The following is a 24,046-nucleotide window of genomic DNA, read 5'->3' on the forward strand; positions in this document are numbered from 1 at the left end:
GCTGCTTTGGCAATAGACTGAATGGCATCGCGCAGCAAGGCGCAGCTGTCTTTTGTCAGCCAATCCCCAGTCCAGCGAGCATAGAGCCATGTCGATTCCGCACCTGACCTCCGGCCAGACCACGAGCGTGAAGCCGCTCGGCGTCGATCTGAAAAACACGCCCACCACCGCGCTGTTCAAGGTGCCGCATATGGAAGTGGCGCGTCTGGTGCTGCTGGCTGGCAAGCAGATGCCGCCGCATGCGGTGGCGGGCCCAATGACGATGCAGTGTCTGGAAGGGGAAATCGAGATCGCCTTCGATGGCGGGTCGCGTCGGCTGCGCCAGGGCGACCTGATCTATCTGGCCGGCAACGTCCGGCATGACGTAAAGGCCGTCAGCGACGCCTCGGTGCTGATGACCATAGTGCTGCTCGATAACGGCGGTTAGACGCGCGCTGCAAGCGGAAGCGGCGGCGCCGCAGCGCCGCCAGCCTGTTACTGCACGCCAGCCGCCTTGCGCTGCGCCAGCAGCTTCTGAATCTCCGCCTCGGTTTCCTTGTAGCGTCCTTCGCCATAGTGCTGATAGACGATGCGGCCCTCGGCGTCGATCAGGTACGTGGCCGGCCAATACTGGTTCCGATACGCCGACCATGTGCCGTACCCGTTGTCCTGCGCCACCGGATAGCGGATATCGAAGCGCTTGAGCGCGGCCTGCACATTGGCGGTCGATTTCTCGAACGGAAACTCCGGCGTGTGCACGCCCACCACCACCAGTCCCTGGTCCTTGTATTTGTCGTACCACTGCTTGACGTACGGCAGGGTATTGACGCAGTTGCCGCACGCATAGGTCCAGAAATCGACCAGCACCACCTTGCCGCGCAGGCCCTGCATCGTCAGCGGCTCGCTGTTGAGCCACTGCGTGATGTTGACGAATTCCGGCGCCACGCCCTGATCGCCCATCCTGGGACTTTCAGCGATGGCACCGGTGCCGAAGGTGTAGATCGCCGCGATGCCGGCGGCGGCCAGTACGGCGCGAATGAGGTTGCGCATGATCGGGAGCGTGACGACGTTGTGTTGAATCGAGCGATTGGGGCAATCGGGGCTTGCTGGCGATGCGGTGGCAGCCGCTCAGACCAGCACGGTCTCGATCTGGATATTGCCGTGCAGCGCTTTCGAATACGGGCAAGTGCGGTGCGCGGTCTCCACCAGCTCCTGCGCCACGTCGCGCTCGATGCCGGGGATGTGCACGTGCAGGCGCGCCTGCAGCAGGTATTCGATGCCCGCCGTGCCCAGGTCGATCTCGGCATCCACCGACAGGTCGGCGGGCAACTGGATCTTGCGCTTGCCCGCGGCCAGGCCGATTGCGCCGATGAAGCATGCCGACCAGCCGGCGGCCAGCAGCTGCTCGGGATTGGTGCCCTGGCCCTTGCTGCCGGGCGACGACAGCGCGATGTCGAGCCTGCCGTCGTCGCTATGCGCCTTGCCGTCGCGGCCTCCGGACGTGACGTGGACCTTGCCGGTGTACAGCACTTTTTCGATGCGGGTCATGATGAATTCCTTGTTGCGAGTGGTTTGGGTAAAAGGGCTCAAGAACATGCGGCGGGATCAGGCGTAGGCGCCATCCAGATACGGATCGACCTTGCGGGCCGGATCGGCAGAAACGCCGGTGCGGTCCATGCCTGCCAAGGTGCGCGCACCGTCGTAATACGGATCGACCTTGCGCGCGCCGTCGTAGTACGGATCGACAGCGCGGGCCGGCGGGGCCGATACGCCCGTGCGATCGAGTCCGGCCACCACGTGGGCGCCGTCGTAATAAGGGCTGCGCTGGTCCTGCACGCCGCGTGCGCCGTCGGTGTACGGGTCGTGGGCATCGGACACCGAGCGTGCGCCTTCGCTGAAAACGTCGCGCGCGCCTTGCACGGCACGTGCGCCGTCAAGGTACGGGTCGCGGGCGCCGGTCACAGCGGCTTGCGCGCCAGCGGCGGCGGCAACCAGGGCGACGGCGAGAACCAGGCGTTGGGTGAAGGTCTTGGACATGATTGGCTTCCTTTATCTGAACGTTGAGTGTTTGCGATGTGCAATCGGTACTTCACGGTTGTGCAGAAGCGGCGTCTCCGGCTTTTCGTCGTTGCGTTGCGCTGCCACGGAACGTATTTAAGGCGCCCCACGTATCGCGCCCGTAGCGGATTTCGGGCGGTTATGTCAGGCCACGTATCGCAGCGGCGGGCTGATACAAAGACGTACAAAAAGGCTCAAGCAATGCGCGGCCGACGCAGCGCGCACCGTCGGAAAGGCTGGCCGGATGCCAGGCGGGGAGGGGGTACATGGCGCAGGATGCGCCCAGGCAATACGCCGAAAACGACGCGGCCGCGCCTTTGAGGGCGCGGCCGCGATGAAGACAAACGCGCGCAAGGCGCGCGGGTGGTTAGCTGGCTAGCCGATGCGGATTTCCGCCGCCAGGCCGCCGCCTTCGCGATTGCGCAGCTTCAGCGATCCGCCGATCGCCACCGACAACTGGTGCGCAATGGCCAGGCCCAGCCCCGTGCCGCCGGTTTCGCGGCTACGCGACCCTTCCAGCCGCACAAACGGCTGCAGCACCGCATCGAGCTTGTCGTCGGGAATGCCGGGACCGCGATCCATTACGTCGATCAGCACCGCGTCGCGCTCGCGCCGCACGCTGACCTCGGCCGCACCGCCAAACTTGATCGCGTTGTCGACCAGATTGGTCAGGATGCGCCGCAGCGCGTGCGGCCGCGTCACGATCGCTCCGCCCACGTTCTGTTCGATCGTCACATTCTTGCCGGTGTCCTGATAGTCGTAGACCAGGCTTTCCACAAACGATCCCAGATCGATACGCGACGCTTTTTCGCCCTCGCCGCTGGTGGACCGCGCATACGCCAGCCCTTCCTGCACCAGCGTCTGGATTTCCGCCAGATCGTTCACCATCTTGCGCTTTTCCTCGGAATCCTCGGCCATCTCGGCACGCAGCTTCATGCGCGTGATCGGCGTCTGCAGGTCGTGGGAAATCGCCGCAAGAATCTGCACGCGCTCTGCCACGAAGTGCGCGATACGCTCGCTCATCGCGTTGAACGCCCGCGCGGCGCGCGCCACTTCGGTGGGGCCGCCTTCGTCCAGCGGGGCCGCCTTCGCGTTGGGATTGAGGGCATCGGCGGCGTCGGCCAGCGCCACCAGCGGACGGATCGATTGCCGCACGGCGAACCAGCAGCACACGATCAGCAGCAGCAGTTGCAGTACCAGCACATAGGGCAGCCACTGCGCCACCGGCGTCATGCGCGGATGCACGTCGATGGTCAGCGGGCTGCCGTCGCTGAGCGTCAGGTGCGCCTGCACCTGCTTGCCGTCGCCCGGAATCGACTCGACCGTGACCGCAAAACGCCCGCCCGTGGCCTCCATGATGCGATCGGCAATGTCCTTGCCGCGCTGCGTCATCTCGGGCACGCCGCGCAAACCCGGGCCGAGGATGTATTGATAGTTGCCGCGGTTCACGCGCGGCAGCCACTGCGGCCGCTCCGCGGCAGGCAGCCGGTCCAGGATGGCGACCGAAGTGGCCACGTCGGTCTCCAGCGTGCCGAGCATCACCTGACGCGCCGAAACATAGCGCTCGCCAAACAGCACGGCAAACGACATCAGGTGGGCAACGATCAGTCCCGTCAGCAGGATCAGGAAGAGGCGCGATCTCAGCGTACGCGGCCCGCGCCAAAGGCGTGCATTCACTGACGCGCCTCCTTGATTTCCACCGGCATCGAGAACACGTAGCCCTCGCTGCGCACGGTCTTGATATACGCCGGCTCGCGCGCATCGTCGTTCAGGCGCTGGCGCAGCCGGCTGACCAGCAGATCGACCGAGCGCTCGAACATGTCGGCTTCGCGGCCCTGAGTGAGGTTGAGCAGTTGGTCGCGATTGAGCACGCGTTGCGGATGATCGACGAACACGCGCAACAGCCGGTATTCGGCGCCGCTCAGCGCCACGATGGTGCCTTCGCTGTCGATCAGGTGGCGCGCGGTAGTGTCGAGCTGCCAGGTGCCAAACGCGAGGATCTGCCCCGCCTCGGTGATCTGCAGGTTGGGCGGCAGCATGCGCGTGCGGCGCAGCACGGCCTTGATGCGCGCCAACAGCTCACGCGCGGCAAATGGCTTGGTCAGGTAATCGTCGGCCCCCATTTCCAGGCCGATGATGCGGTCGGTCTCGTCGTCGCGCGCGGTCAGCATCAGGATTGGCGTGGCCTTGTGCTTGCCCGCGCGCAGCTCGCGGCACAGCACCAGACCGTCGTCGCCGGGCAGCATCACGTCGAGCACGATCAGGTCGACAGCATTGGCTTCCAGGAACTGGCGCATCTGGCGGCCATCGGGCGCCATGGTCACGCGCAGGCCGTTTTTGGTCAGGTAGGTCGAGACCAGTTCGCGGATTTCCCGGTCGTCGTCCACGATCAGGACATGGTCCACATGCGATTCCATCTATGTCACCCCTGGAAGAATATTTTTTGAGAATGTGAGCAATGCGTCTGTTGGCGAGATTGTATGGGCGTCGGTCGGCTTTCGTGTATCGCAATGTATCTGGACGCCTGAGCCCCACAAAGCGGTACAACTTTCCGCATTGACGACACATTCAAGGTAGATGCCAGGCGCCAAATCGGGACATGCCAAAACGCCGGACCAACCGTTGGTCCGACTCTGCCGAAAGGACCCCGATCATGACACTGCTGATCCTTGCCTACCTGGGTGGCGCGCTCACCATCCTCAGCCCCTGCATCCTGCCCGTGTTGCCGTTTGTGCTGGCGCGCACCGGCCAGCCGTTTGTGCGCGGCCGGCTGCCCATGCTGGCCGGCATGGCGCTGACGTTTGCCGGCGTGGCAACGCTGGCGTCGGTGGGCGGCGCGTGGGCGATCGCGGCTAACCAGTACGGGCGCTACGCCGCGCTGGCGCTGCTGGCCGCATTCGGGCTGGCGCTGCTGGTGCCGCGGCTGGCCGATGCGATGACGCGCCCGGTGGTGGCACTCGGCAACCGGCTGGCCGGCAACGGCGCGTCGGCCGATGCATCGCCATGGGCGTCGCTGTTGCTGGGCGTGGCCACCGGCATGCTGTGGGCGCCATGCGCCGGCCCGATCCTGGGCATCGTGTTGACGACGGCGGCACTGCAAGGCGCGAGCGTGCAAAGCTCGCTGTTGCTGACGGCCTATGCGGCCGGCGCGGCCACATCGCTGGCGGCGGCGCTGGGCGTTGGCGGGCGCCTGTTTGCGGCGATGAAGCGGTCGATGGGCGCCGGCGAATGGCTGCGGCGCGGGCTTGGCGTAGGCGTGCTGGGCGGCGTGGCCGCGATTGCCGCGGGCGCCGACACCGGCCTGCTGGCGCAATTGTCGGTCGGCAGCACGGCACGGCTGGAACAGGCGCTGGTCGACCGTTTCCACCCCAGGCCGGGCGCAGTGCGTAGCGCCAGCCTGACCACCAGCGAGGAGGCCGGTCAGCTCGACAATACGCCGCAGCAGGCCGCGCTGGCCGCCGCAACCGTGCGACCGGCCGCGATGCTGCTGGCCGCCAACGACACCAGCGCCGGCTTTGCCAGCCGCCTGCCCGTGGAGGGCCGCCTGCCGTCGCTGGACGGAGCGGTGCAGTGGTTCAATTCGCCGCCGATTTCGCGCGATCAACTGCAGGGCAAGGTCACGCTGGTCTATTTCTGGACGTATTCGTGCATCAACTGCATCCGCACACTGCCGTATCTGCGCGCATGGGCGGACAAGTACAAGGATCAGGGCCTGACTGTGCTGGGCGTGCACACGCCCGAATTCGCGTTCGAGAAAAACCCCGAGAACGTGCGTCGCGCCATCGGCGACTTCAAGATCGGGTTCCCGGTGGCCGTGGACAGCGATTACCGGATTTGGAACGCCTTCCACAACAACTACTGGCCGGCCGCCTATTTCGTCGATGCGCGCGGCAATATCCGCCACCACCAGTTTGGCGAAGGCGACTACGCCAACTCCGAGCGCAAGATCCAGCAATTGTTGGCCGAAGCCGGCAAGCCTTCGGCCTCGCGCGACGTGGTAACCCCGGACGCGCCCGGTGCGCAAGCCGCGCCGGACCTGCGGCACGTGGGATCAGGCGAGACCTACGTCGGCTATCGGCAGGCCGAGAAATTTGCGTCACCGGGCGGGCTGCGCCAGGACAAATCGCGCGACTACACGGTGGGCGCGCTGCGTCTGAACCAGTGGGGGCTGACGGGCCAATGGACCGCGGGCGCGGAACAGGCAACGCTGGACCGCGCCGGCGGTGGCATCGCCTATCGCTTCTTGGCGCGCGACCTGCATCTGGTGCTCGGGCCAGCCGCCGATGGCCGCGCCGTGCGCTTTGTGGTGACGATCGACGGCAAGCCGCCCGGCGCCAGCCACGGCGCGGACATCGACGCAAACGGCAATGGCGCGATCACCGCCACGCGGCTCTATCAGTTGGTCAGGCAGGCGGGCGACGTGGGCGAACACACGTTCGAGATCCGCTTCCTGGATCCGGGCGCACAGGCCTACGCGTTCACGTTTGGCTGATCGTCACGCGTCGGCGCCAAATGCGGGCGCGGCAAGCTGGCGCGCGTGATCGCGCAAATCCGCGGGCCAGGCGGCCGACAAGGCGAGAAACTGGTCGCGGTTGCCGTTGTACAGCGCGCGCGACGCTTCCTCGTAACCGGGTTGATTGCCCAGCATCGTCGACATGAAGCGGTCGGCGGCGGCCTTGGCGCGACCGGCAGCCAGATCGACACCGTGCCCCTTGCGCGCGGCGTCCACCAGCTTGCGCAGCGTCACCGATGCGCCGCCCGGCTGGTCGCCCAGCCAGTCCCAGTGGCGCGGCAGCAGCGTGACTTCGCGCGCCACGACGCCGAGCTTGGGGCGTCCACGCTTGCCCTGCGCGTCGTCGGCGGCCGCCGGGGTGGCCGCGCCTGGGGACAGCCGCGCGGCGATGTCCGCGTCGCTGCCGCGCAGGTCGAAATCGACCTGACGGCCGCTCTGGTCGTCAAAGGCCAGAATCGATTGGTTGGGGTCTGCGCGCAGCGCGGCGGCCACCGCCAGCGCCACCTGCGCGGGCGTGCCAGCGGCCAGGCGACGCTCGCCAGCAAAGGCGGTACAGCTTTCCACGTCTTCCATTTGGGTCTCCGTTGGGATCGTGTTGGGATCGAGATTCGATCGAAGACGCGATATTACCCGGGTAATATTTGGCCGTCAATTATATCCGGGTAATAATTTGCCGAGGATCAAAGTTGGCCGGACCGATATCGCACATTGGGGAGCTTGCGCGCGGATTCCCGCAGGTGGGAACCCATCAGGATTTGCCGCGTGGACGCCTCAGAGGTTGGCTCTTTGCTGAGGCCAACGACGCAGGGTTGGATACACGTCAGGCTTGATCTCGGTTTTTGACCGGCCGATCCGCGCATGGCACGATCGCGGGTCTCGACGCCTCGAACCCACCAACAGGAGATTGAATGACCGGAATGCGGTTTTTGCTGATTGCAGCAGTGGCCACGCCATTGCTGGCCGCCTGCGCCAGCGGCGCCAACCCCGAGTATCTGGAATCGCGCGACGCCACGCGCATCCACTCCGATGCCAGCGTGGGAGATCTTGTCCTGTGCCTGAAGCGCAAGCTCGGCGACGACGCTGAAATCGAGGCCTATCCGGAACCGGGCCGCGTCGATGTGCGCGTCGGCTACGGTCACCAGGCCAGCGCCGGCTATTCCTACCTGATAGCGCTGCGCGCGGCGGCATCAGGCACCGACGTGGACATTCGTAGCGCCGACCAATGGCGGCCGATGCTGAGCAAAAGCCGCGTCACCGGGTATGTGCAAGACTGCAAGCCCGGTACGGCCATCAAGTAAGCATTCCGACGCCAGCGGCAGGCGTCTACCAGGACAATGCATAGCGAGGGCTGACACCCCTCGCTTTTTTATTTCCCCGACCGCCGCCTGACCACAACGCTCGTCGCTTGTCGCATGCAGCGCCGTATCGCTAATCACATCGTTCGCGAAGCGCAATCAATACGCGCCACCCATCGGTCGTGCACACTCCCGCACGGTCAAGCGCCAGGTGGTAAGTCGCCAGCGCCCCCGTTTGCTTTCGAAGTCGTCGGCTAAGCGATATCCCTTCGCACCTTGGGAATTATTTTTGCCGATGCCTATCGCATCAAAGTCGAATCGCCTGCTTCTTGCTTCATTTTTTATTCATTGACATATAAACTCTAATGGATATTGTCTTTTCCTATCCTGATGCCTATTGTATAAATGTCGATTCGGTCGACAACCCTGATTTCACGTGGCTGATCATCGGCACAGAGACCGGCGCCCGCAATCACTATGGAACGGGCCATATCTGCATCAACGGCAATGTGCTTGACGGTCACCAGCTTGCTGCCTTCCTCAGGCGCACCGTGCCGGGCCAAATCATGAGCCGCGTGCAGCAGGTGATTTTGGCGATCAGCAATTCCGGCGCGCCATATGTCGCCCAGCACGAGGGCTCTCCGCCCGCCTACCACGTGCAACCCGCGGCCCCGCTGCCTTCATACAGCGCTGCGTGCGAAAGAAGACCCTTCCCACCGTCGTACCAATCGCTACACCCAAGCCCGTCCTTCGAGAATTCGATCAACCGCAGCATCGCGCAGGACCTGGCAAAAGGCCTGGGGCGGCCGTTCTTTGTCCTGGGCTTCCAGGGCCAGCTCGACGTGAGCAATGCGTGGAACATCTATGCCTCGATCCACTACAACCGGCCGCCACGCGTGAATGCCCTGCCATGGCGACGATTCCGCACGATTCCCGCCCATCAGGAACCCTTTGCGATCAGGATCGGTGGCCCGTTCCTGCACAGCTACCTCTTTCACGGCGATCTGTGGTGCGGCACTCGATATAACCGCGGACAAGGCGCGCCTGTGTCGATGGACTCCCTGCGCGTGACGTTCAGGGACAGTAATTATTGGGCCCGCGGCGACCACGGCCGGGTGATCTGAAAATCGTCGTATTCCCACACAGGCCAATCGCCGCCGGTGTGGCCGCTGTGGGAATTTACTGGCGATAATGCTTTATCAGATTCTGACTATTCCGTAGAACATTTACTAATAGCAATTCAGCACCCACAGCGATCAAAACGCATGGCAACCCTTTAGCGCAAACTGTGTTGTGGCCATACCAAGTTTCTGACAAACCGTACGATTCAGATTGGCATGGTCTAACCCAACGTAATTGGACATACCATGCAAATCATTTTTTCTCATTCCGATTCCTATTGCGTAAAAATTCAATCATCGCAACGTTCGAACGAAAACTGGTTGATCATTGGCTCATCGATAGCCGCTACCCACTCGAACGGGACGGGACGAATTCGCATCAAGGGCACCTTATTGGCCGGTTTTCAGCTTGGCGAACTGCTAGAACGGACTGTGCCACCCGACATCTGGGAAAAAACCGACCAAGTCGTCCTCGCCTGCAGCGATTCGGCCTGGCCGATCTTTACACCGGTTTACCCTGAGGGGCCGCCGCCGACGTACCATGCGGTGCGGGACGCTTCCCCACCCGGGATGCCGCCTTCCTATGCCTATGCCTCCACAAATGGCTTTACGACAACGGCCAATCCGCGTCCCCTTCGTCCTCTTCCTAGTGCTGGACAGACCGACCGGAGTATCGCCCACGAGCTTTCGGTAGCGCTCGGGCGCCGAATTTTCGTGCGGGGTTTTATTGGCGAAGTCCGCGCGCGCGACCCGTGGGAAATATACGCATCGATTCATCACAACAAGCCGTCGAGGGCGCACACCTTTCTGTCCAAGATCTTGCCGATCAAACCGCACCACGGCGGGCGAGTCAAAGTCAAAACCGTGGGTGCAGACAGCTTCGGTGCGCTGCACGCGGTCTTCTATCGCAACGGACGCAAACTGGCCACCGATTCTCTACAGGGACGCGACGGCACGAAGATCCCCTTGAGCATTCCCGATGTGGTGCGTCGGGCGTATGTGCCCTGATGCGCGATCGTCGCCGGACGAAACGGGCAGCGGACGCTGTCCAGCAACGCGATCAAGAAGCAACAGCGCAGGCCCCATCGTGACGACCTGCGCTGCGGTACACGCAAATTTCGGCGATGTCTGAATCTGACAGCGCCGATTCGCTTTAGCCCTGTTTGTCGCCCGGATTGGCCGCAAGCAAATCGGCCATATCGTCGGCGTGCTCTTCCTCTACCGCGAGGATGCTTTCCATCAAGCGGCGCGATGTCGGGTCCTTTTCTCCGATGTATTGGATGATTTCGCGATAGGTGTCGATCGCGATGCGCTCGGCCACGAGATCTTCCTTGATCATGTCGGTCAGCGTGGCGCCTTCCACATATTCGGCATGACTGCGCGAGGCCAGGCCCTCGGGCGAAAAATTGGGCTCACCGCCCAGTTGCACGATGCGCTCGGCGATCTGGTCCGCATGGCCTTGTTCCTCGTTCGAGTGCGCCAGAAACTCCTCCGCTACGCTTTTCGAATTGGGGCCCTTGGCCATGAAGTAATGGCGCCGATACCGCAGCACGCAAACGATCTCCGTAGCCAGCGCGTCGTTGAGCAGCTTGATTACGGTGTCACGCTCGGCGCTGTATCCGGCGGTCACCGCGCCGTCGTCGATGTGCTGGCGGGCGCGCTCGCGCAGCGTCTTGATATCCGTTAGGAACGGTTGCTTCTCAGCCATGGGGACTCCTTCGTCATCGTTCGAATAATCCCGCCCCGGATAACCCCGTGCGTGGATGGCCGTGGTCAAGCGACGCAATGGCACATTGCCGCGCGCGAGACGGGGGAGCGGACTTTACCGCTGCAGGCAAAATCGATGCCACTCCGCCAACGCTGGTAAAACCGTCGCCCGCTTGCCATTGGGATGTGTTTTTTACAATCGCGCGGGTGGCCTGTTTGCAATATCGACGACTCGCGGCCTTGGCGCGAAATCCGACGAAGGTATGAGAGGCGCAACCCTATGCGTGACTTGCCTGGCCCTCTGGAGGCGGGTAGGGTTCGTATCGGCCATTTATGTCTTATCAGGCCCATTCAAATCACCGATTCAGGGGGAATCCGTCTTATGACACCGCATTCGGAGCATCGCATCCGCCGCGCCGCCGCCGCTGTTCTGGGACCGATGGCCGTCGCCTTCGCCATTGGCGTCGCCGCGCTGCCGCTGGCTGCCACCGCGGCGCAGGCCGCGCCGCCAGCACAGCAGAAGACACAGGCGCCGGGCTTCTATCGCATGATGGTCGGCCAGTTCGAGGTGACCGCGCTGTATGACGGCTATATCGATATCGATCCCAAGGTGCTCAAATACACCAGCGCACGCGAGGTGCAGAGCCTGCTGGCGCGCATGTTCGTCGCCTCCACGCCCGGCATGCAGACGGCGGTCAATGCTTACCTGGTGAACACCGGCTCGCACCTGGTGCTGGTGGATACGGGTGCCGCCGCGTGCTTCGGGCCCACACTGGGCGGGATCCTGGACAACCTGCGCGCTTCCGGATACACGCCCGAGCAGGTGGATACCGTGCTGCTGACGCACCTCCACGGCGACCACGCCTGCGGCCTCAGCGCCGACGGCAAGCCGGTATTCCCCAACGCCACGGTCTACGCCGACAAGGCCGACGCCGACTACTGGCTCAGCGAGGCCAGCGAGGCCGCCGCGCCCGAATCGGCAAAGGGTTTATTTGCGATGGCGCGCAACGCGATGGCGCCGTACCAGGCCGCCAATCGCTTCCAGACCTTCAACGCCGCAGCAGGCCACGCGCCGATTCCTGGCGTGCAGACCATGGCCACGCGCGGCCACACGCCGGGCCATACGAGCTATCTGTTCACATCGGGCAACGACCGACTGCTGTTGTGGGGCGATATCGTTCATAGCCACGCCACGCAGTTCCGTCGTCCCAACATCTCGATCGAATTCGACACCGATAGCCATCAGGCCGCGCTGACGCGCCAGCGCGTGCTGGCCGAGGCGGCCAAGGGCAAGCTGTGGGTGGGCGGGGCGCATCTGCCGTTCCCGGGGCTGGGACACGTGCGGCGCGACTCTGTCGGCTACGCCTGGGTGCCGGTCGAGTTCGGGCCGATCCGCAACGATCGTTGATGGCCCACACACGGCGGCGTGCACACCAGCGCGCCGCCGTGCGAACATGGCAGCCTTGATCGTCCCGGCCTGTCATTCCGATGATTATTCGCCCGCCGCTTCACTGGTTCCGCATGCTGTTCGTGCTGCGTGGGTCGGTCCTGCCCAGGATTGCCCCGCAACTGGTGGCCATCACGCTGTTCGCGGCGGTCATCACGGCCGCGCACGGGCGCATCGGCGACTGGAAGGTGTCGCTGAACTTCGTACCGTTTTCGCTGATCGGCCTGACGCTGGCGATCTTCCTGGGCTTTCGCAACAGCACCAGCTACGCGCGCTACTGGGAGGCGCGCACGTTATGGGGCAGCGTGCTGAACGAATCGCGCTCGCTCACGCGCCAGGCGCTGACGCTGGTGGCGGACAAGAGCCACGCGCGGCATCTGGCCTACCGGCTCTGCATTTTCATCCACGCGCTGCGCCATCAACTGCGCGGCACCGACGCCTGGGCCGACCTTGCGCCGTTCATGGATGAGGAGGACGCCGCGCGCCTGAAAACGGTGCGGTATCGGCCGGCCATTGCGCTGCTGCTGGCGGGCGAATGGGTTGGCGACCGTTTGCGCGCCGGCCAACTGGCCGCGCCGCTCGCGCATTCGATGGAAACCTCGCTCAATCAGCTCAGCACCGCGCTGGGCGGATGCGAACGCATTGCCGGCACGCCGATTCCGTTCACGTATTCGGTCATCATCCATCGCTGCATCTATCTGTACTGCGCGCTGCTGCCGTTTGGCCTGCTGGACACCATTGGCCTGATGACGCCGGTGATCGTCTGCTTTATCGCCTACACGTTTTTTGCGCTCGAAGCGCTCAGCGCGGAAATCGAGGAGCCGTTCGGCGAGGAAGCCAACGATCTGGCGCTCACGGCGATGACGTACATGATCGAATCGACGGTACTGGAGATGATTGGCGAGCCGCCGCGCAGCGCCGCGCCCGTGCCGCGCGATTACATCCAGATCTGAGCGGCGGGGGGGCGCGTGGTTAGAATCCCTTTCGCTCCGTCAGGGCCGGCGCATGCCCCGCGGCCCCCGCGCACCGCCTACGCCTTCGGACGCCTGACCGCGCGCACCTTGCCGCTGTCGCCCCCGCCGCAATAGAAGCGCTCGGCACCATCGGCTTCCAGCCCCGATACGCCCACGCCCGGCGGCATCTCGATCGATTCCAGCAGCTTGCCCGATTGCGGATCGATGCGCCTCAGCTCGCTCTGATCGCCTTCCCACGTGCCATGCCACAGTTGCCCATCGACCCACGTCACCCCGGTCACAAACCGGTCGGAATTGAGCGTGCGCAGCACGTGGCCCGTTTCGGGGTCGATCTGGTGGATCTTGCGTGCGCGATATTCCCCAACCCAGAGCGACCCTTCGGCCCACGCCATCCCGGAGTCATTGCCATGTCCCGGGGCCGGAATCGTCCCCACCACGCGACCGGTTTGCGGATCGATTTTCTGGATGTGGCTCTCGGAAATCTGAAACAGGTAACGGCCGTCGAACGCGGTACCCGCATGCGCCGGCACCGCGATCTCGCCCTGCGTCTTGCCGCTGGCCGGATCGAGCGCCAGCAGTTTGTCGCCAACGGCAAACCACACCTGCCGCCCGTCGTAGGTCAGCCCATGCACATGGGTGACGCCCTCGAATGGGCCGTATTCCCGAACGATATCTGCGGTGGATCGCTTCATGATGGTTTCCTCTCGAACACGTTGATGATGAAACCATCCTACGCGCCGGGCGGCAGCACGGGGAGTAACAACGGCGTCGCGAATCCGGTTGGCGGCGGCGTCATCCAGCGGCGCACGCGGCCATTTCCGATCGATTGCACATGGCCTGTACCGGCCAGCGCATCGAGCGAGCGCTGCACCGTGCGCTGGCTGGCGCCTAGCGCCAGAGCCAGCGCCGAACTCGACCACGATTGTCCATCCGCAAGACAAGCCAGCACGGCAGCATGCGCCGCATCGACGGGATGCGCGAGCACCACGGCGTCGCCCGTGCTGTGTACCACCAGGCCAAAGCCGCGCGCGGTAGCCTGCACGCTGGCGATCTGCCGCAGCGCGGCCCGCAGGCGGCCGATCTCGACGCGCAGCCGTGCGCGATGTGTTTCGTCGGCACGCCGAATGCGAAACACTCGCGCAATCAGGTCGTCACGGGCCATATCGCCGGGCCATGCCTCGGCCAGCGCGCGGGCGATGCCGAACAGCACGGGACGCCGCGTCAACGGCACGATTTCCGCGCCCATGCGGACCGCCATGCGGCACGCATCGACAATCAACGCCGGAGACGCCAGCAGCGCTTCCACATCGCTCAGCAACATCGGCCGCACACTGCCGCGCGATATCAGGCGTGCCACCGGCAAGCGCAAGCGCTGCATCGCGTGTTCGACTTCGGTGGACAAGGCGGCGATGCCGGCGTGCCGGGCGGCCTGTTCCGCGCGCTGCAGCGCCGCGAGCGCGGCGGCCGAGCGCAGCCGACGGATGGCGATGCCCGCCACCACCAGTTCGTGCGATGCGCGCAACGGCGGCGGCAACGGCGACGGATCGAGATCTGCAATGACATGTTCGGCGGCGTCAAGCTGGCCCACCAGCAAATGGTGGCGTGCGGCCAGATAGCGCGCATGCGCGGCGTTAACGACATCGGCGTGGTTTTCCAGCACGCGTCGTGCGGCGTCCAGCGATTTCTGCGGCCAGTTCAGATCGCGCGAAGCCAGCGCGATCTCCGCTTCGGCCACGACGCAGCGCGCCCGGGCCAGTGCTTCCTTGGGACCGAACGCCCGACCGGCGGCGCGCAGCAATCCGCGCGCCAGGGCGAAGTCGCCCAACTGAGCCATGGCGATGCCGCGCAAGGCCAGCGCGGGCGCATCGTCGCGCAGCGCAATGCGATTCAGCGCGCCAAGCGGGTCGCCCGCCGCCAGCGCACGCGCCGCCGCCGTGATCAATGAATCCATTGGAATCCCGCCACATGTCGCTCCGCTGATCGATGCCGGCGCCTAATCTAGCATAGGGTTCGCGCGCTCTAGCGACGCGTACGCAACGGCAGGAACCGGGAAAATCCATGGCGACGCCTGTTCAGTCCAAGGCGGGAGAAGTACCTCAGCATCGCATCGTCGGAGGTAGTACGGGCCGCGTGATACCAGAGCGCGCGCCGCTCTTGTTCATCGAGCGACAGATCGATATCGGCGCCCGGACCGCCCTCGTGAACCTGGACCGCCACGCCGAATCCGTTGAGATGCAGTACGGATACCGCCGCCCCTGAGCGCCCCACGCACATACGGAAATTCTGCAGCTCGTTGCCATTGCCATCCCCCGGCAACGCGGCAATCGCAATCATGTCTTTCGGGGATTCTGTCGTCACATCCGTTTCAAACCCGCGCACCAGTATGGGCGAAAGACGCGCCGACAGCAGGCTCGATATGCTGGCCATACCGGTGGTGGTGGCCGAATTCCCCGCCGCGATCACGATCTGATTGACGGTGGTCCTGAAATCCGGGCAATGCCGCTGCAGCTCCGCCACCAGCTTGCCAGGATCCATCATGCGGCCATCGATGTGCACCGCCCGAAAATCCCGGCAGCGATATGCACTGATGATCAGCCATCGTTTTCCCGGCATTTCCGATGGGATCGAAATGCAATAGGAATCCAGATTCGCAAATACTATTCTGTTCACGGTAATCAGCCTTTCACAAACGCGCGGAAATTTGCCGCCCGTTCATTCATCCAAACAGGCGCTGAATTGTCCTTGGTTGCGCTGTATTCCGCACTGATCAGAGTAAGACTGAATCAATTTTTCCCCCGTCGAACGATCAAAAATTCCGCCCGACGGCGGTGTTGGGGACGCCGGTGCTATCGTTCGGTTGTTCCCGACTGCGCCCGCCCATCGTTGATGCCAGAACGCACCATGCATGCTTCGACCACGCCGCTCTGGCTGCGTATCGCGCCCGCGATGTTTCTGTTGCTATGGTCGAGCGGCTTCGTATTCCTGAAACTCGGTCTTCAGTACGCCGATCCGCTGACCTTCCTGGCGTTGCGCTACGCATGTGTGGTGGCGCTGCTGATCGGCCCGTGCCTCTGGATACGGCCCGCGTTGCCGCCCGGCATCGCGCCATGGCTGCATCTGGCGATGGTCGGCTTGCTGATTCAGGCCGGCTATTTCGCTTTCACCTATCTCAGCCTGAAGTTCGGAATGTCCGCCGGCGCGGTGGCGCTGGTGACGTCGCAGCAGCCCATCCTGATCGGACTACTTGCGCCGGCGCTGGCGGGCGAGCGCGTCGACGCCACCCGCTGGGCCGGCCTGGCGCTCGGCGTTGCGGGGGCGACGATGGTGATCATGGCGAAATCGTCGATCGATCTCAGTTCACCGCTGGCGCTGGTGTTTGCGGTGCTAGCGTTGCTGGCCATGACTACGGGCACGTTGTGGGAGAAACGTTTTGGCGTGTCGGTGCACCCGGTGCTGGCCAACACCGTGCAATACGCTGTCGGCCTGATGGTGACCGCGCCGCTGGCCTTTCTGCTGGAGCCGATGCACGTGCAATGGACGGCCGGCCTGTTTGGATCGCTGGCGTATCTGGTGATCGGCAATTCGCTGGTGGCCATCACGCTGCTGCTGGCGATGATTCGGCGTGGCGAGGCGTCGCGCGTATCCGCGCTGTTCTTTCTGGTGCCGCCTGTCACGGCGGTGATCGCATTCGCGGTGCTTGGCGAAGCGATACCGCAGATGGCCTGGCCGGGCATGGCCATCGCCGCCGCAGGCCTGTATCTGGTGATGCGCCGACGACCGGGTGCCATCGACTGAAGCGACTGTGAGTTGCGAGACGACGCGCGCGGCGGTTCTCGCCGCGTGGCTGCCGGAAGTCCGTTCAAGCATCCCTCACGTTCCGCCGAGACCGATTCAACGGCGGCGCCGCCCTCTTTCGTAGGCCGGCGGCCGGTCAACGTCGGGTGGGCGTCAGGCGCCGTCCATCTCGCTCCGTCGTACGTCGCGCTCAATAGCCGTAGTACGGCTGCGGCTGGGCGTACTGCACTGGCGCGCCGCGGCCGCACGGCACGTAGGCGCCCTGGTAGTTGCTATAGCAGTAGCCCGGCGGCACCTGCGGGGCGGCATAGCTGACCGGCTGCGGCGGCGCATAGACCGGCGCCGGTGCCGCTACCACTGGCTGGCTGCTGGCCACTATCGCACCGAGCGCCAGGCCGGCCACGGCGGCAATCGCAATCGCGGCGCCCGCAGACCCGCCTCCGCCGCCACGGTGGTAGCGGTCGTGGGCCGAGGCGGTCCCGGCCGCCAGCATGGCGGCACTGATGACAGCAATACCGGTGTAACGAATCGACTTGCGCATTTCAGGCTCCTTGTCGGGCCAGCACTGGCCCTGCTTTACGGAAACTATGATGGTCGACGAACGATTACAGTGGGTTACGCCATCGTGAGCAGATGTAAATGCAAGTCGATAAAATCGGCCTGCATGGCCGTTTTCTTAAATCAAGCGTTACAAGTGCAATCCGGAGGCCGCGCGCCAGCGCCAGTTGACAGCGTCTGACAGCTTGCAAATACTGCCCCTCGCAACGCTTAGGCGCGAACGTGAGTCTTCCCGAGGCGGTGCAGCCACCGCGATCTCCGACCAGGCGCGACGCGGTTTGGCAATGTCAAGACAACTTCAAACAAGGGACCACCATGATCACCCGCCGCATCCCGCTTCGCCCCCGCCTGATCCTGCTGGCCGGCGCCGTCTGCACACTTGCCGCATGCGCCAGCAACGTCGCCAACGCGCCCGTGCCGGCCGAGCCTGCGGCCCCGGCGGGATCCACCGCACCCGTCGCCGCGGGCAAGACCGAAGTGTTGTGGCTTGGCCAGGCCGCCATACGGATCACCACGCCAGGCGGCAAGGTCATCGTGGTAGACCCCTGGCTGACCGCCAATCCCAAGACGCCTGCCGGGTTCAAGCAGTTGTCGGCGCTGGGCAAGGTGGACCTGATTCTGGTGACGCACGCACATGGCGATCACCTTGGTGATGCGCCAGATCTGGCCAAGCTGAACAACGCGCCGATCTGGAACGGCGGCGGCATGGGCCAGCAACTGGTGAGCCTGGGCATGGTGCCGGCCAACCTGTCGCAGCGCTTCGGCAAGAGCGGGACGATCCAGCCATTCGGCGCCAACGGTCCGAAAATCACCGCCGTGCACGCCGAACATTCGTCCGAACTGGTGTGGAAAAATCCCGCCACGGGGAAAGATGAGACTCACTATGGCGGCGAGCCCGTGGGCTACATCATCGAAATGGAAAACGGCTTCAAGATCTGGCACATGGGCGACACCGGCCTGTATGGCGACATGCTGCTGGTGGCCGACCGCTACAAGCCCGATCTGGTGTTGATTCCGATCGGCGGCCATTTCACCATGGGCCCGCAGGACGCCGCCATCGCCTTGCGCGATTTCATCAAGCCCCGGTACGCGATCCCGATCCACTACGGCACCTCACCGATGCTGCGCGGCACGCCCGACGAGTTGAAAGCAGCCCTTGGCACGTCGACTGGCACCGCCGTGATCGTGCCGCAGCCGGGCCAGAAAGTGGACTTTTGAGGGAATTGCGGCGAAGGCAGCTATGCGCGGCGGGCCTGACGATGACGGGCTGCGTCATGTCGTCGTCGGATCCCAGCTCATCGTGCGCGAGCTGTGGCGCGACGCGTGCCAAAGATCATTGAACCCGGTGATTACTTGCGCGTTGCCGCCATAGTTCCGGCTAGAGCCAGCGACTCCCTGCCCACAAAGATCCGCTCCGGCATCCGCAGATTGCGCAGCTCCAGCGCTTCCAGCGGGCCGCGTCCCACGGCCGCGCGCATCTGGTAGCGGATCGGATATCGCATGTCAGCCGGTGCGGCAAGCCGGGCTGCGCGCGGCAGCAGGTTTTCTGGATGCTCCGGACGATCTACCGCGTCTGCCGACTCACTGTCGTTTTTGCCTTGGCCTGAAACAAAGGTGTCGGGCGCGGCCTGGAATGTGAGCTGGACGGTCGCGCTATCCACAGGCGTCACCCGCGCATGCTCCAGCATGCGGACCCAGACCCAGACACTTTCGGTCTCAAAGCTTTTGGTTGTGCTGGCGGTCTCGGTTTAACACACTCAGCTATCTACCTATGAGTTTCTATGCCAACGTTACTTACTACGCACGAGGACTGCATCTTTGGGTGCGTAGTAAGCGCCCCCAGATGGTGCCCTTTCAACGTGCCAAATTAATTGGCCATTGACTATTTTCAGTTGCGACTTTCCCTTTGTAGCACCAAAAAAAGATGAAAACTCGACAATTGCATCCGTTCCAGAGGAATTCGTTACGCCAAACATATTTGGATTCTCTTCATCATCGCAGTCTATTCGATTTCCATTCTGCACAATCGCACAATACTGCCCGCTCACATCTCTACCGTTTTGCCTCAATTTTATTGAAAATGCTCTAGACTTTGGCGCCATAAACCAGACCCAATCCCCGGATAATTCTTGTCGCGGCGGCGCAGCACTTGTCAGAACGGAAAAAACTAATAAATATCCGCCTATAATGGCCACAATTTTCACCATTTGATCGCCGCTTTAAGAGAGTTATCTATCAACACGACTATTTTTTAGTATATCTTTGTATCTCTCCATCTTGTTTCTTTGATAGACAGATTGACGTATCGACGCATCATTTGTGCAAACATAAGTGGCAGTATTTATATTTCCCTTATACACCACAATCCCCGCTGAAGAATCTGGCCCCTCTTCAGTCTTCACGGTTTTGTCATAGAGAAAATAGGTGTACCCTCCTTTTGCAAATCGAATGTGCGCCTCTCCACCTCCTGCATAAGGGGTGCTACTAAAATAAAAAACCTGCTCGCTACGACCATCCCCGTCAGAAATCTCGAGATCTATTGAATTTCTTGTTTTGTGTCGATAAGTTAAAGCCCCATCACTATTTGATTCGCACAGTGACGCAGCCCCTCCCCGAAGATCGCAGTTAAATATCGCTGCTTCACCAGCGGTACAAATCCCTTCCGCAGATACCGGAAAATGCGTACCACCAAGGATAATTAATATTATTTTCACGACAATTTTTCTCATTATTATGCCGCCGGCAATCCTAAAATTAGAGCCACTCTATTGTGGTGACTCAATCTGTCGCTGTATCCCGTGACCTGGTCACCGTTTTCGACGCCAGCCCATATGTCACCAAAATAGAATTATCAAGGTTGAATGCCCCGCCATCCAACTGGTGATCAATTCTTGCAACCCCTATCGGACGCAATCCGTGACTAACAACCACAGATGTGGCCGCCTTCTTTTCTGCCGAATAAAAACCAAGGCAAGAAATGATGCGAGTGTCAGCTATTGAATTTTTCGAAACAAAAATTATCGCGACCGTGCATAAAAATTTCCTCATTTATTGTCTCCGAGCGTTTGATAGGCAAGCCGCGTTTCCTCCCAGCGTTGAGGTCGGCTTATTACGTCATAGGGGCTTACTCGCTTTGTAACTGCCGCAGAGGTCAGCCCCATACGACCACGATCAAAAAAACCCGCTACAGTCGATACAATTCTCAGGAAGCGTCACCCGGTGAGGGACTGATATTTCGGCTGGACTCTTCTTCGTTCCGCTTCGATTGTGCGCAGCATATGCCGAATCAGACCTCCAAGATTGAGCAAATTAGGATCCACCGGTGACGCATTCGAGTTCAGGCAAGCCATTGCGCCGCAAGGCCTCGCGCGGCACCCAGCGCGGCCTACGAGAGCGGCCCAAGCCGGCCGACGTCAAATCAGTCGGCATGCGCTAGCCAATGCGGACATTCTGTAGCGAAGAAATCAGGCGGCGGCAGCCGCATTCGCAGCCATGTTGGTGCATCGCTACCGGCTGCCCACCCTGATCGGTGAATCGTTCCTCGCCTTGGGCGATTGTTGTCGGCCCGTGCTCGGCGCACAGTGCTGGCTCCCCTGCGCGCGAGCGCGCGGCCCAAGAAGTTCATGGTTAAGGAGCCGCCTGTGACTGTCCGCCCTTTTCGAGGTCATCGCCTACGCGAATTGGGGATGTCATTTTCAGCGTCGAAGTCGGGAAAGAACAACCGGATAACCAAATTTCTCATAAAAATTCTCAGAACGAGTTCGAAAATTTTAGAAAGGTGATGCTAAGTAGCTTCTATCAATGCGATATGCCACTAGCACCTGAAAACCTTCACTCTCGTGCCAGAGCGGCGCTCTCATTGCGAGCGCTGTGTTGAAATAGTGCCAAACAGGATTCGAATCTGCTTCTGGAATTGGCAGTCCCGCGGCTTTGATGCAATACACCACACTGTCGCCCCTACAGAGATGTCATTGGTGCCCCAAATAATATCCAACCGACGAGAACGCGCCCGCGAACCATCTGAGTTTCTTTGAGTTACCATGGATTCAGCAGCCAATAGCGACGTGTCGTCTTTGCTCGCAACGCTAAGCCTGGTTACTTTCTCGTGCATATAACCTATTCGTTTTGCGGCTTCTGTGAGTGGTTGCCCAACATACCGGACATGGTGGCCGGGTTCATCAGCAAGCGCGAAATTAAACTCGGCTAATCTGTCAGTCATAGGTGCCGCCTTCACGACGAGTACCAGGTCTGCCTCTTCGTAGTACCCTTCTGTAACCCCTCGGGTAGCTGGAACATGGGGCCGATCTGTCCTGAGCAACGCCAATGTACAGCGCACAGATGGGGTAGTTGATGAGTTCTTTACAAGAAAGACGTTGACTCCCTTTGGCACACTGAAAGTTACGCCACACTGCTTCTCGACAATCGAATCGAGTCGATGCACCGATCCACTGGCACGCCCCGTTTGCTTGCTTGCGGCTGCGCAAAGGCCTGCTGTAGTTAAAAGTGTAAGGCTCAGGATTACACGTTTTGTAAATCGCATTATTCGACAGGAATACAGTGAACCGCTGTCAGCTAGGTTGCGCGGGGGAGTGTCATGAGTGATGCAGACTTGGCAAGTACTAAAGTTTGCGGAGAAAACTACTTACAGGTCCAGCGGATCAAAAAACCAAAACTTCTTGCCACCGCTCAGCGACGACGGGATTCTGGGCGACGGCCCGAAAGGCGGGTGATAGCGCCCTTGCACGCACCGAATCGCACGCGGAATTCGGGGGGAATTGCTGATCAAATTCACTTGGTCTCTCTCACACGGTCAACTCGGCGCTGCGGATGGTTTTTTGAATACCATCCTTAGTTACGTGGGGCGACGAACCCACATTCACCGGTCGCCCTGATGCATTAATTTTCGATGAATTCAAAAGAATTAATAATCTCCAAAAACATCTTATAGTTTATCCCTTCATCCAAATCAAAAAAGCCATCCTCCTTCGGGAGACAGTATTGCGACATGACCGCGCTCTCCTTTGAATTTCCTATCAGCATCCTTAGGCATATTCGATCTGAGAAATAGGTGCGACAATAATCTTCGCTTAGTTTCCTTTTATTTTTTGGCCTGTAATTATCCTCTGCAAGCCATCCATACCAGTTTCTTCCAGATAGATTTTTAATCTTTGAGCTTGCTACCAAATTACATTCTCTTGGTGCTTTAGGAGTTGCCGAAAAATTTCTCCCGAAATTTGATTTTCGTTCAACGAGGATAGGTACGCTCCTTATATGTAGCGCTGGAATTCTGTCAATCCAGTTCGCATCATGAGCGTCATTGCTGACAGGTGCAAAGGAGAAGACAGCCCCTTGATCACTTTTGTATGAGCCGATGCAGGGTTGAAATTTGGTGCGACCATCATCACTCAACTCAGTTGGTAGTTTTGCTTTAATGCCGCAGTCATCAGAGCGTGTGGCGCTGACTTCTGCTGCCATCGTCTCTGCGGAATGTGTAAGTGCGAGGGTTTGGAAAAAAATCGCCGCCACCAAGTGGGCTCCGAGAAATTGGCCTTTCATTTTCAAGGCTCCACCTGTCGCGTCAGTCCAAAAGGGAATTTTGTTGTGTCTCCGAGAATATAAAAAACATATTCAAAAAATTCTCTTCTTTCGGGTAGGCCGGTTCCTCCTCCGTTAACGGGTGTGGTTATTGCCGCCACGTTTATGCTTTCCGCGCCAACATCTGCACGACGATTTATATTCATTCCGCTGCGCAACGCCCCGGTGTTTGAAGATTGCATTATTTTGCTAACCCAAAAATAGCCTGCAGAGTCTGCGGAAATTCTGGAATTCGTTGAAATTAACTGGGGATTTGGATCAGTGGTGAAATTTTTCCCAGAAAACAATCCATAATCTGCATAGCCCTTGCGACCAGTGAGGTGGAGTAGTCCCCGCCCACAAAAACGGGGGCCATCACCCGGCTGGGTGTTGCCAAGTTGCAGAGCTTTTCGCGAAATTTCACCTGGCCGCTGCGCGACGTATGTCGGACGGTCTCTCCCGCGCAAGAAGCCATTTGCCTGAAGCCATCTATGCTTATGATCGAAATCCTCTCCCGCTTCCTGTGCCGTCAAGACTTCATACATCGTTCGAAAGTAACTTGTATCGCCAGCCTCCACGGTAGCCATTAATCCGCCCGTTTCCTTGAAAATCTGCGCAAGAAAATGTGCTTGTCGCTGGAATGCTGAGAATCCATATTTTCTCCACATGTAATTCAACGCAACGTGCATATTGGCGGGCATTGAGCCGTTACGTTGCGTACCTTCTTTCCAACGACGGTATGATTCTTGCCACGTGATATTTCCGCCAGCGTGCGGCGATGAATGACGGGGGAGTGTTTGGGTTAGTTCGCGCAAGCTGTACCACCCACACCTCCTAAAATGCCGAATAAAAGCCAGCGGATGGAAGAACCAAAACTTCTTGCCACCGCCCAGCGACGGCACTTGATCCAGGAACTGAAGCCTTTCCACGAACTTGATAAAGTCAGCGTACCCATCCGGATCGATGTCCTTGCGCTTGCCAAAGAATCCGTCCGGCTGATTCAGTCGCGCGTAGCGGGCCTCGTT

At 61.2% G+C, this 24,046-nt stretch carries 27 protein-coding genes and 1 pseudogene; 9 read left to right on the forward strand and 19 right to left on the reverse strand.

Annotation, left to right across the window (positions count from 1 at the left end; translation table 11 throughout):
- The first annotated feature begins 88 nt into the window (after window positions 1–88).
- The gene (locus tag AC1RKI_RS22355; protein ID WP_061953940.1) at window positions 89–427 is read left to right on the forward strand and encodes a cupin domain-containing protein; all 339 of its coding nucleotides are present in this window, start codon (window positions 89–91) and stop codon (window positions 425–427) included.
- Window positions 428–474: 47 nt separating this feature from the next.
- Here the strand turns inward: AC1RKI_RS22355 and AC1RKI_RS22360 are convergent, their stop codons facing one another.
- The 5 genes from AC1RKI_RS22360 to AC1RKI_RS22380 all read right to left on the reverse strand — a co-directional run bounded on the left by AC1RKI_RS22360 (window position 475) and on the right by AC1RKI_RS22380 (window position 4,454).
- Window positions 475–1,029, reverse strand: coding sequence for a thioredoxin family protein (locus AC1RKI_RS22360; protein WP_251164918.1), 555 nt, complete (start codon window positions 1,027–1,029; stop codon window positions 475–477).
- A 78-nt stretch (window positions 1,030–1,107) separates the two neighbouring features.
- Entirely contained in the window at window positions 1,108–1,527 is a 420-nt protein-coding gene (locus AC1RKI_RS22365) for an organic hydroperoxide resistance protein (RefSeq protein ID WP_492797176.1), read from the reverse strand.
- Window positions 1,528–1,584: 57 nt separating this feature from the next.
- Window positions 1,585–2,016 carry a hypothetical protein gene (locus AC1RKI_RS22370; RefSeq protein ID WP_061953946.1) on the reverse strand — a complete coding sequence of 144 codons (432 nt, stop codon included), beginning with the start codon at window positions 2,014–2,016 and terminating at the stop codon, window positions 1,585–1,587.
- Window positions 2,017–2,412: 396 nt separating this feature from the next.
- Window positions 2,413–3,714, reverse strand: coding sequence for a sensor histidine kinase (locus AC1RKI_RS22375; protein ID WP_251164916.1), 1,302 nt, complete (start codon window positions 3,712–3,714; stop codon window positions 2,413–2,415).
- Window positions 3,711–4,454, reverse strand: coding sequence for a response regulator (locus tag AC1RKI_RS22380; RefSeq protein ID WP_061953950.1), 744 nt, complete (start codon window positions 4,452–4,454; stop codon window positions 3,711–3,713). Before AC1RKI_RS22380 ends, AC1RKI_RS22375 begins: the two co-directional genes overlap by 4 nt.
- A 236-nt stretch (window positions 4,455–4,690) precedes the next feature.
- Between AC1RKI_RS22380 and AC1RKI_RS22385 the strand changes: the two genes are divergently transcribed.
- Window positions 4,691–6,529 carry a cytochrome c biogenesis protein DipZ gene (locus AC1RKI_RS22385; protein ID WP_492797179.1) on the forward strand — a complete coding sequence of 613 codons (1,839 nt, stop codon included), beginning with the start codon at window positions 4,691–4,693 and terminating at the stop codon, window positions 6,527–6,529.
- 3 nt (window positions 6,530–6,532) lie between these two features.
- Here AC1RKI_RS22385 and AC1RKI_RS22390 read toward each other — a convergent pair whose 3' ends face one another.
- Window positions 6,533–7,123 carry a DUF2239 family protein gene (locus AC1RKI_RS22390; protein WP_150979712.1) on the reverse strand — a complete coding sequence of 197 codons (591 nt, stop codon included), beginning with the start codon at window positions 7,121–7,123 and terminating at the stop codon, window positions 6,533–6,535.
- Between the two features lie 335 nt (window positions 7,124–7,458).
- On the opposite strand from AC1RKI_RS22390, the gene AC1RKI_RS22395 reads away from it, so the two are divergent.
- The 3 genes from AC1RKI_RS22395 (at window position 7,459) to AC1RKI_RS22405 (ending at window position 9,974) form a co-directional block, all read left to right on the forward strand.
- The gene (locus tag AC1RKI_RS22395; RefSeq protein ID WP_227460590.1) at window positions 7,459–7,848 is read left to right on the forward strand and encodes a putative periplasmic lipoprotein; all 390 of its coding nucleotides are present in this window, start codon (window positions 7,459–7,461) and stop codon (window positions 7,846–7,848) included.
- 362 nt (window positions 7,849–8,210) lie between these two features.
- Window positions 8,211–8,969 (forward strand): hypothetical protein, encoded by a 759-nt coding sequence (locus AC1RKI_RS22400; protein ID WP_492797181.1) that lies wholly within the window; start codon window positions 8,211–8,213, stop codon window positions 8,967–8,969.
- A 243-nt stretch (window positions 8,970–9,212) separates the two neighbouring features.
- Window positions 9,213–9,974 (forward strand): hypothetical protein, encoded by a 762-nt coding sequence (locus AC1RKI_RS22405; protein ID WP_490713552.1) that lies wholly within the window; start codon window positions 9,213–9,215, stop codon window positions 9,972–9,974.
- 145 nt (window positions 9,975–10,119) lie between these two features.
- Here AC1RKI_RS22405 and AC1RKI_RS22410 read toward each other — a convergent pair whose 3' ends face one another.
- A complete protein-coding gene (locus AC1RKI_RS22410; protein ID WP_061953962.1) occupies window positions 10,120–10,674 on the reverse strand; it encodes a ferritin-like domain-containing protein in 555 nt (184 codons plus the stop codon).
- Between the two features lie 438 nt (window positions 10,675–11,112).
- Between AC1RKI_RS22410 and AC1RKI_RS22415 the strand changes: the two genes are divergently transcribed.
- Window positions 11,113–12,081, forward strand: coding sequence for an MBL fold metallo-hydrolase (locus AC1RKI_RS22415; RefSeq protein ID WP_492797215.1), 969 nt, complete (start codon window positions 11,113–11,115; stop codon window positions 12,079–12,081).
- An 80-nt stretch (window positions 12,082–12,161) separates the two neighbouring features.
- Complete coding sequence (locus tag AC1RKI_RS22420) at window positions 12,162–13,073, forward strand: bestrophin family protein (RefSeq protein WP_492797184.1); 912 nt, start codon at window positions 12,162–12,164, stop codon at window positions 13,071–13,073.
- Window positions 13,074–13,150: 77 nt separating this feature from the next.
- On the opposite strand, the gene AC1RKI_RS22425 is transcribed toward AC1RKI_RS22420, so the two are convergent.
- The 3 genes from AC1RKI_RS22425 to AC1RKI_RS22435 all read right to left on the reverse strand — a co-directional run bounded on the left by AC1RKI_RS22425 (window position 13,151) and on the right by AC1RKI_RS22435 (window position 15,764).
- A complete protein-coding gene (locus AC1RKI_RS22425) occupies window positions 13,151–13,786 on the reverse strand; it encodes a Vgb family protein (protein WP_150979706.1) in 636 nt (211 codons plus the stop codon).
- A 38-nt stretch (window positions 13,787–13,824) separates the two neighbouring features.
- Window positions 13,825–15,045: a hypothetical protein gene (locus AC1RKI_RS22430; protein ID WP_061953968.1), complete on the reverse strand. Its 1,221-nt coding sequence runs from the start codon at window positions 15,043–15,045 to the stop codon at window positions 13,825–13,827.
- Window positions 15,046–15,113: 68 nt separating this feature from the next.
- Window positions 15,114–15,764, reverse strand: a complete 651-nt coding sequence (locus AC1RKI_RS22435; protein ID WP_222156462.1) for a hypothetical protein — start codon at window positions 15,762–15,764, stop codon at window positions 15,114–15,116.
- A 231-nt stretch (window positions 15,765–15,995) separates the two neighbouring features.
- On the opposite strand from AC1RKI_RS22435, the gene AC1RKI_RS22440 reads away from it, so the two are divergent.
- Window positions 15,996–16,889, forward strand: coding sequence for a DMT family transporter (locus tag AC1RKI_RS22440; protein WP_492797186.1), 894 nt, complete (start codon window positions 15,996–15,998; stop codon window positions 16,887–16,889).
- Window positions 16,890–17,079: 190 nt separating this feature from the next.
- Here AC1RKI_RS22440 and AC1RKI_RS22445 read toward each other — a convergent pair whose 3' ends face one another.
- Window positions 17,080–17,430 carry a hypothetical protein gene (locus AC1RKI_RS22445; protein WP_061953972.1) on the reverse strand — a complete coding sequence of 117 codons (351 nt, stop codon included), beginning with the start codon at window positions 17,428–17,430 and terminating at the stop codon, window positions 17,080–17,082.
- A gap of 332 nt (window positions 17,431–17,762) precedes the next feature.
- On the opposite strand from AC1RKI_RS22445, the gene AC1RKI_RS22450 reads away from it, so the two are divergent.
- Window positions 17,763–18,665 carry a metal-dependent hydrolase gene (locus AC1RKI_RS22450; RefSeq protein ID WP_244788429.1) on the forward strand — a complete coding sequence of 301 codons (903 nt, stop codon included), beginning with the start codon at window positions 17,763–17,765 and terminating at the stop codon, window positions 18,663–18,665.
- Between the two features lie 131 nt (window positions 18,666–18,796).
- On the opposite strand, the gene AC1RKI_RS22455 is transcribed toward AC1RKI_RS22450, so the two are convergent.
- From AC1RKI_RS22455 to AC1RKI_RS22490, 8 genes and pseudogenes are all read right to left on the reverse strand, one after another.
- The gene (locus AC1RKI_RS22455; protein ID WP_492797189.1) at window positions 18,797–19,135 is read right to left on the reverse strand and encodes a hypothetical protein; all 339 of its coding nucleotides are present in this window, start codon (window positions 19,133–19,135) and stop codon (window positions 18,797–18,799) included.
- A gap of 102 nt (window positions 19,136–19,237) precedes the next feature.
- The gene (locus AC1RKI_RS22460) at window positions 19,238–19,654 is read right to left on the reverse strand and encodes a hypothetical protein (protein WP_244788431.1); all 417 of its coding nucleotides are present in this window, start codon (window positions 19,652–19,654) and stop codon (window positions 19,238–19,240) included.
- Between the two features lie 21 nt (window positions 19,655–19,675).
- On the reverse strand, window positions 19,676–20,176 hold the full coding sequence (locus AC1RKI_RS22465; protein ID WP_492797191.1) for a hypothetical protein: 501 nt from the start codon (window positions 20,174–20,176) through the stop codon (window positions 19,676–19,678).
- Window positions 20,177–20,225: 49 nt separating this feature from the next.
- The gene (locus AC1RKI_RS22470) at window positions 20,226–20,495 is read right to left on the reverse strand and encodes a hypothetical protein (protein ID WP_492797193.1); all 270 of its coding nucleotides are present in this window, start codon (window positions 20,493–20,495) and stop codon (window positions 20,226–20,228) included.
- Between the two features lie 384 nt (window positions 20,496–20,879).
- The gene (locus tag AC1RKI_RS22475; protein ID WP_492797217.1) at window positions 20,880–21,029 is read right to left on the reverse strand and encodes a PAAR domain-containing protein; all 150 of its coding nucleotides are present in this window, start codon (window positions 21,027–21,029) and stop codon (window positions 20,880–20,882) included.
- A gap of 274 nt (window positions 21,030–21,303) precedes the next feature.
- Complete coding sequence (locus AC1RKI_RS22480; RefSeq protein WP_492797195.1) at window positions 21,304–21,666, reverse strand: hypothetical protein; 363 nt, start codon at window positions 21,664–21,666, stop codon at window positions 21,304–21,306.
- A gap of 677 nt (window positions 21,667–22,343) precedes the next feature.
- Window positions 22,344–23,003 carry a hypothetical protein gene (locus tag AC1RKI_RS22485; RefSeq protein ID WP_492797197.1) on the reverse strand — a complete coding sequence of 220 codons (660 nt, stop codon included), beginning with the start codon at window positions 23,001–23,003 and terminating at the stop codon, window positions 22,344–22,346.
- 2 nt (window positions 23,004–23,005) lie between these two features.
- Window positions 23,006–24,046: pseudogene (locus AC1RKI_RS22490) on the reverse strand (hypothetical protein); the annotation flags it as partial.

The organism is Cupriavidus sp. GW822-FHT06G04, from assembly GCF_058799075.1.

Coding starts and splice junctions, on each gene's coding strand:
- AC1RKI_RS22370 (WP_061953946.1), bottom strand. CDS start 2,016: ATGTCCAAGACCTTCACCCAACGCCTGGTTCTCGCCGTCGCCCTGGTT.
- AC1RKI_RS22400 (WP_492797181.1), top strand. CDS start 8,211: ATGGATATTGTCTTTTCCTATCCTGATGCCTATTGTATAAATGTCGAT.
- AC1RKI_RS22470 (WP_492797193.1), bottom strand. CDS start 20,495: ATGAGGAAATTTTTATGCACGGTCGCGATAATTTTTGTTTCGAAAAAT.
- AC1RKI_RS22485 (WP_492797197.1), bottom strand. CDS start 23,003: ATGAAAGGCCAATTTCTCGGAGCCCACTTGGTGGCGGCGATTTTTTTC.
- AC1RKI_RS22385 (WP_492797179.1), top strand. CDS start 4,691: ATGACACTGCTGATCCTTGCCTACCTGGGTGGCGCGCTCACCATCCTC.
- AC1RKI_RS22365 (WP_492797176.1), bottom strand. CDS start 1,527: ATGACCCGCATCGAAAAAGTGCTGTACACCGGCAAGGTCCACGTCACG.
- AC1RKI_RS22460 (WP_244788431.1), bottom strand. CDS start 19,654: ATGGTGAAAATTGTGGCCATTATAGGCGGATATTTATTAGTTTTTTCC.
- AC1RKI_RS22480 (WP_492797195.1), bottom strand. CDS start 21,666: ATGACTGACAGATTAGCCGAGTTTAATTTCGCGCTTGCTGATGAACCC.
- AC1RKI_RS22465 (WP_492797191.1), bottom strand. CDS start 20,176: ATGAGAAAAATTGTCGTGAAAATAATATTAATTATCCTTGGTGGTACG.
- AC1RKI_RS22445 (WP_061953972.1), bottom strand. CDS start 17,430: ATGCGCAAGTCGATTCGTTACACCGGTATTGCTGTCATCAGTGCCGCC.
- AC1RKI_RS22390 (WP_150979712.1), bottom strand. CDS start 7,123: ATGGAAGACGTGGAAAGCTGTACCGCCTTTGCTGGCGAGCGTCGCCTG.
- AC1RKI_RS22415 (WP_492797215.1), top strand. CDS start 11,113: ATGGCCGTCGCCTTCGCCATTGGCGTCGCCGCGCTGCCGCTGGCTGCC.
- AC1RKI_RS22450 (WP_244788429.1), top strand. CDS start 17,763: ATGATCACCCGCCGCATCCCGCTTCGCCCCCGCCTGATCCTGCTGGCC.
- AC1RKI_RS22420 (WP_492797184.1), top strand. CDS start 12,162: ATGATTATTCGCCCGCCGCTTCACTGGTTCCGCATGCTGTTCGTGCTG.
- AC1RKI_RS22395 (WP_227460590.1), top strand. CDS start 7,459: ATGACCGGAATGCGGTTTTTGCTGATTGCAGCAGTGGCCACGCCATTG.
- AC1RKI_RS22405 (WP_490713552.1), top strand. CDS start 9,213: ATGCAAATCATTTTTTCTCATTCCGATTCCTATTGCGTAAAAATTCAA.
- AC1RKI_RS22355 (WP_061953940.1), top strand. CDS start 89: ATGTCGATTCCGCACCTGACCTCCGGCCAGACCACGAGCGTGAAGCCG.
- AC1RKI_RS22455 (WP_492797189.1), bottom strand. CDS start 19,135: ATGCTGGAGCATGCGCGGGTGACGCCTGTGGATAGCGCGACCGTCCAG.
- AC1RKI_RS22410 (WP_061953962.1), bottom strand. CDS start 10,674: ATGGCTGAGAAGCAACCGTTCCTAACGGATATCAAGACGCTGCGCGAG.
- AC1RKI_RS22360 (WP_251164918.1), bottom strand. CDS start 1,029: ATGCGCAACCTCATTCGCGCCGTACTGGCCGCCGCCGGCATCGCGGCG.
- AC1RKI_RS22430 (WP_061953968.1), bottom strand. CDS start 15,045: ATGGATTCATTGATCACGGCGGCGGCGCGTGCGCTGGCGGCGGGCGAC.
- AC1RKI_RS22380 (WP_061953950.1), bottom strand. CDS start 4,454: ATGGAATCGCATGTGGACCATGTCCTGATCGTGGACGACGACCGGGAA.
- AC1RKI_RS22425 (WP_150979706.1), bottom strand. CDS start 13,786: ATGAAGCGATCCACCGCAGATATCGTTCGGGAATACGGCCCATTCGAG.
- AC1RKI_RS22440 (WP_492797186.1), top strand. CDS start 15,996: ATGCATGCTTCGACCACGCCGCTCTGGCTGCGTATCGCGCCCGCGATG.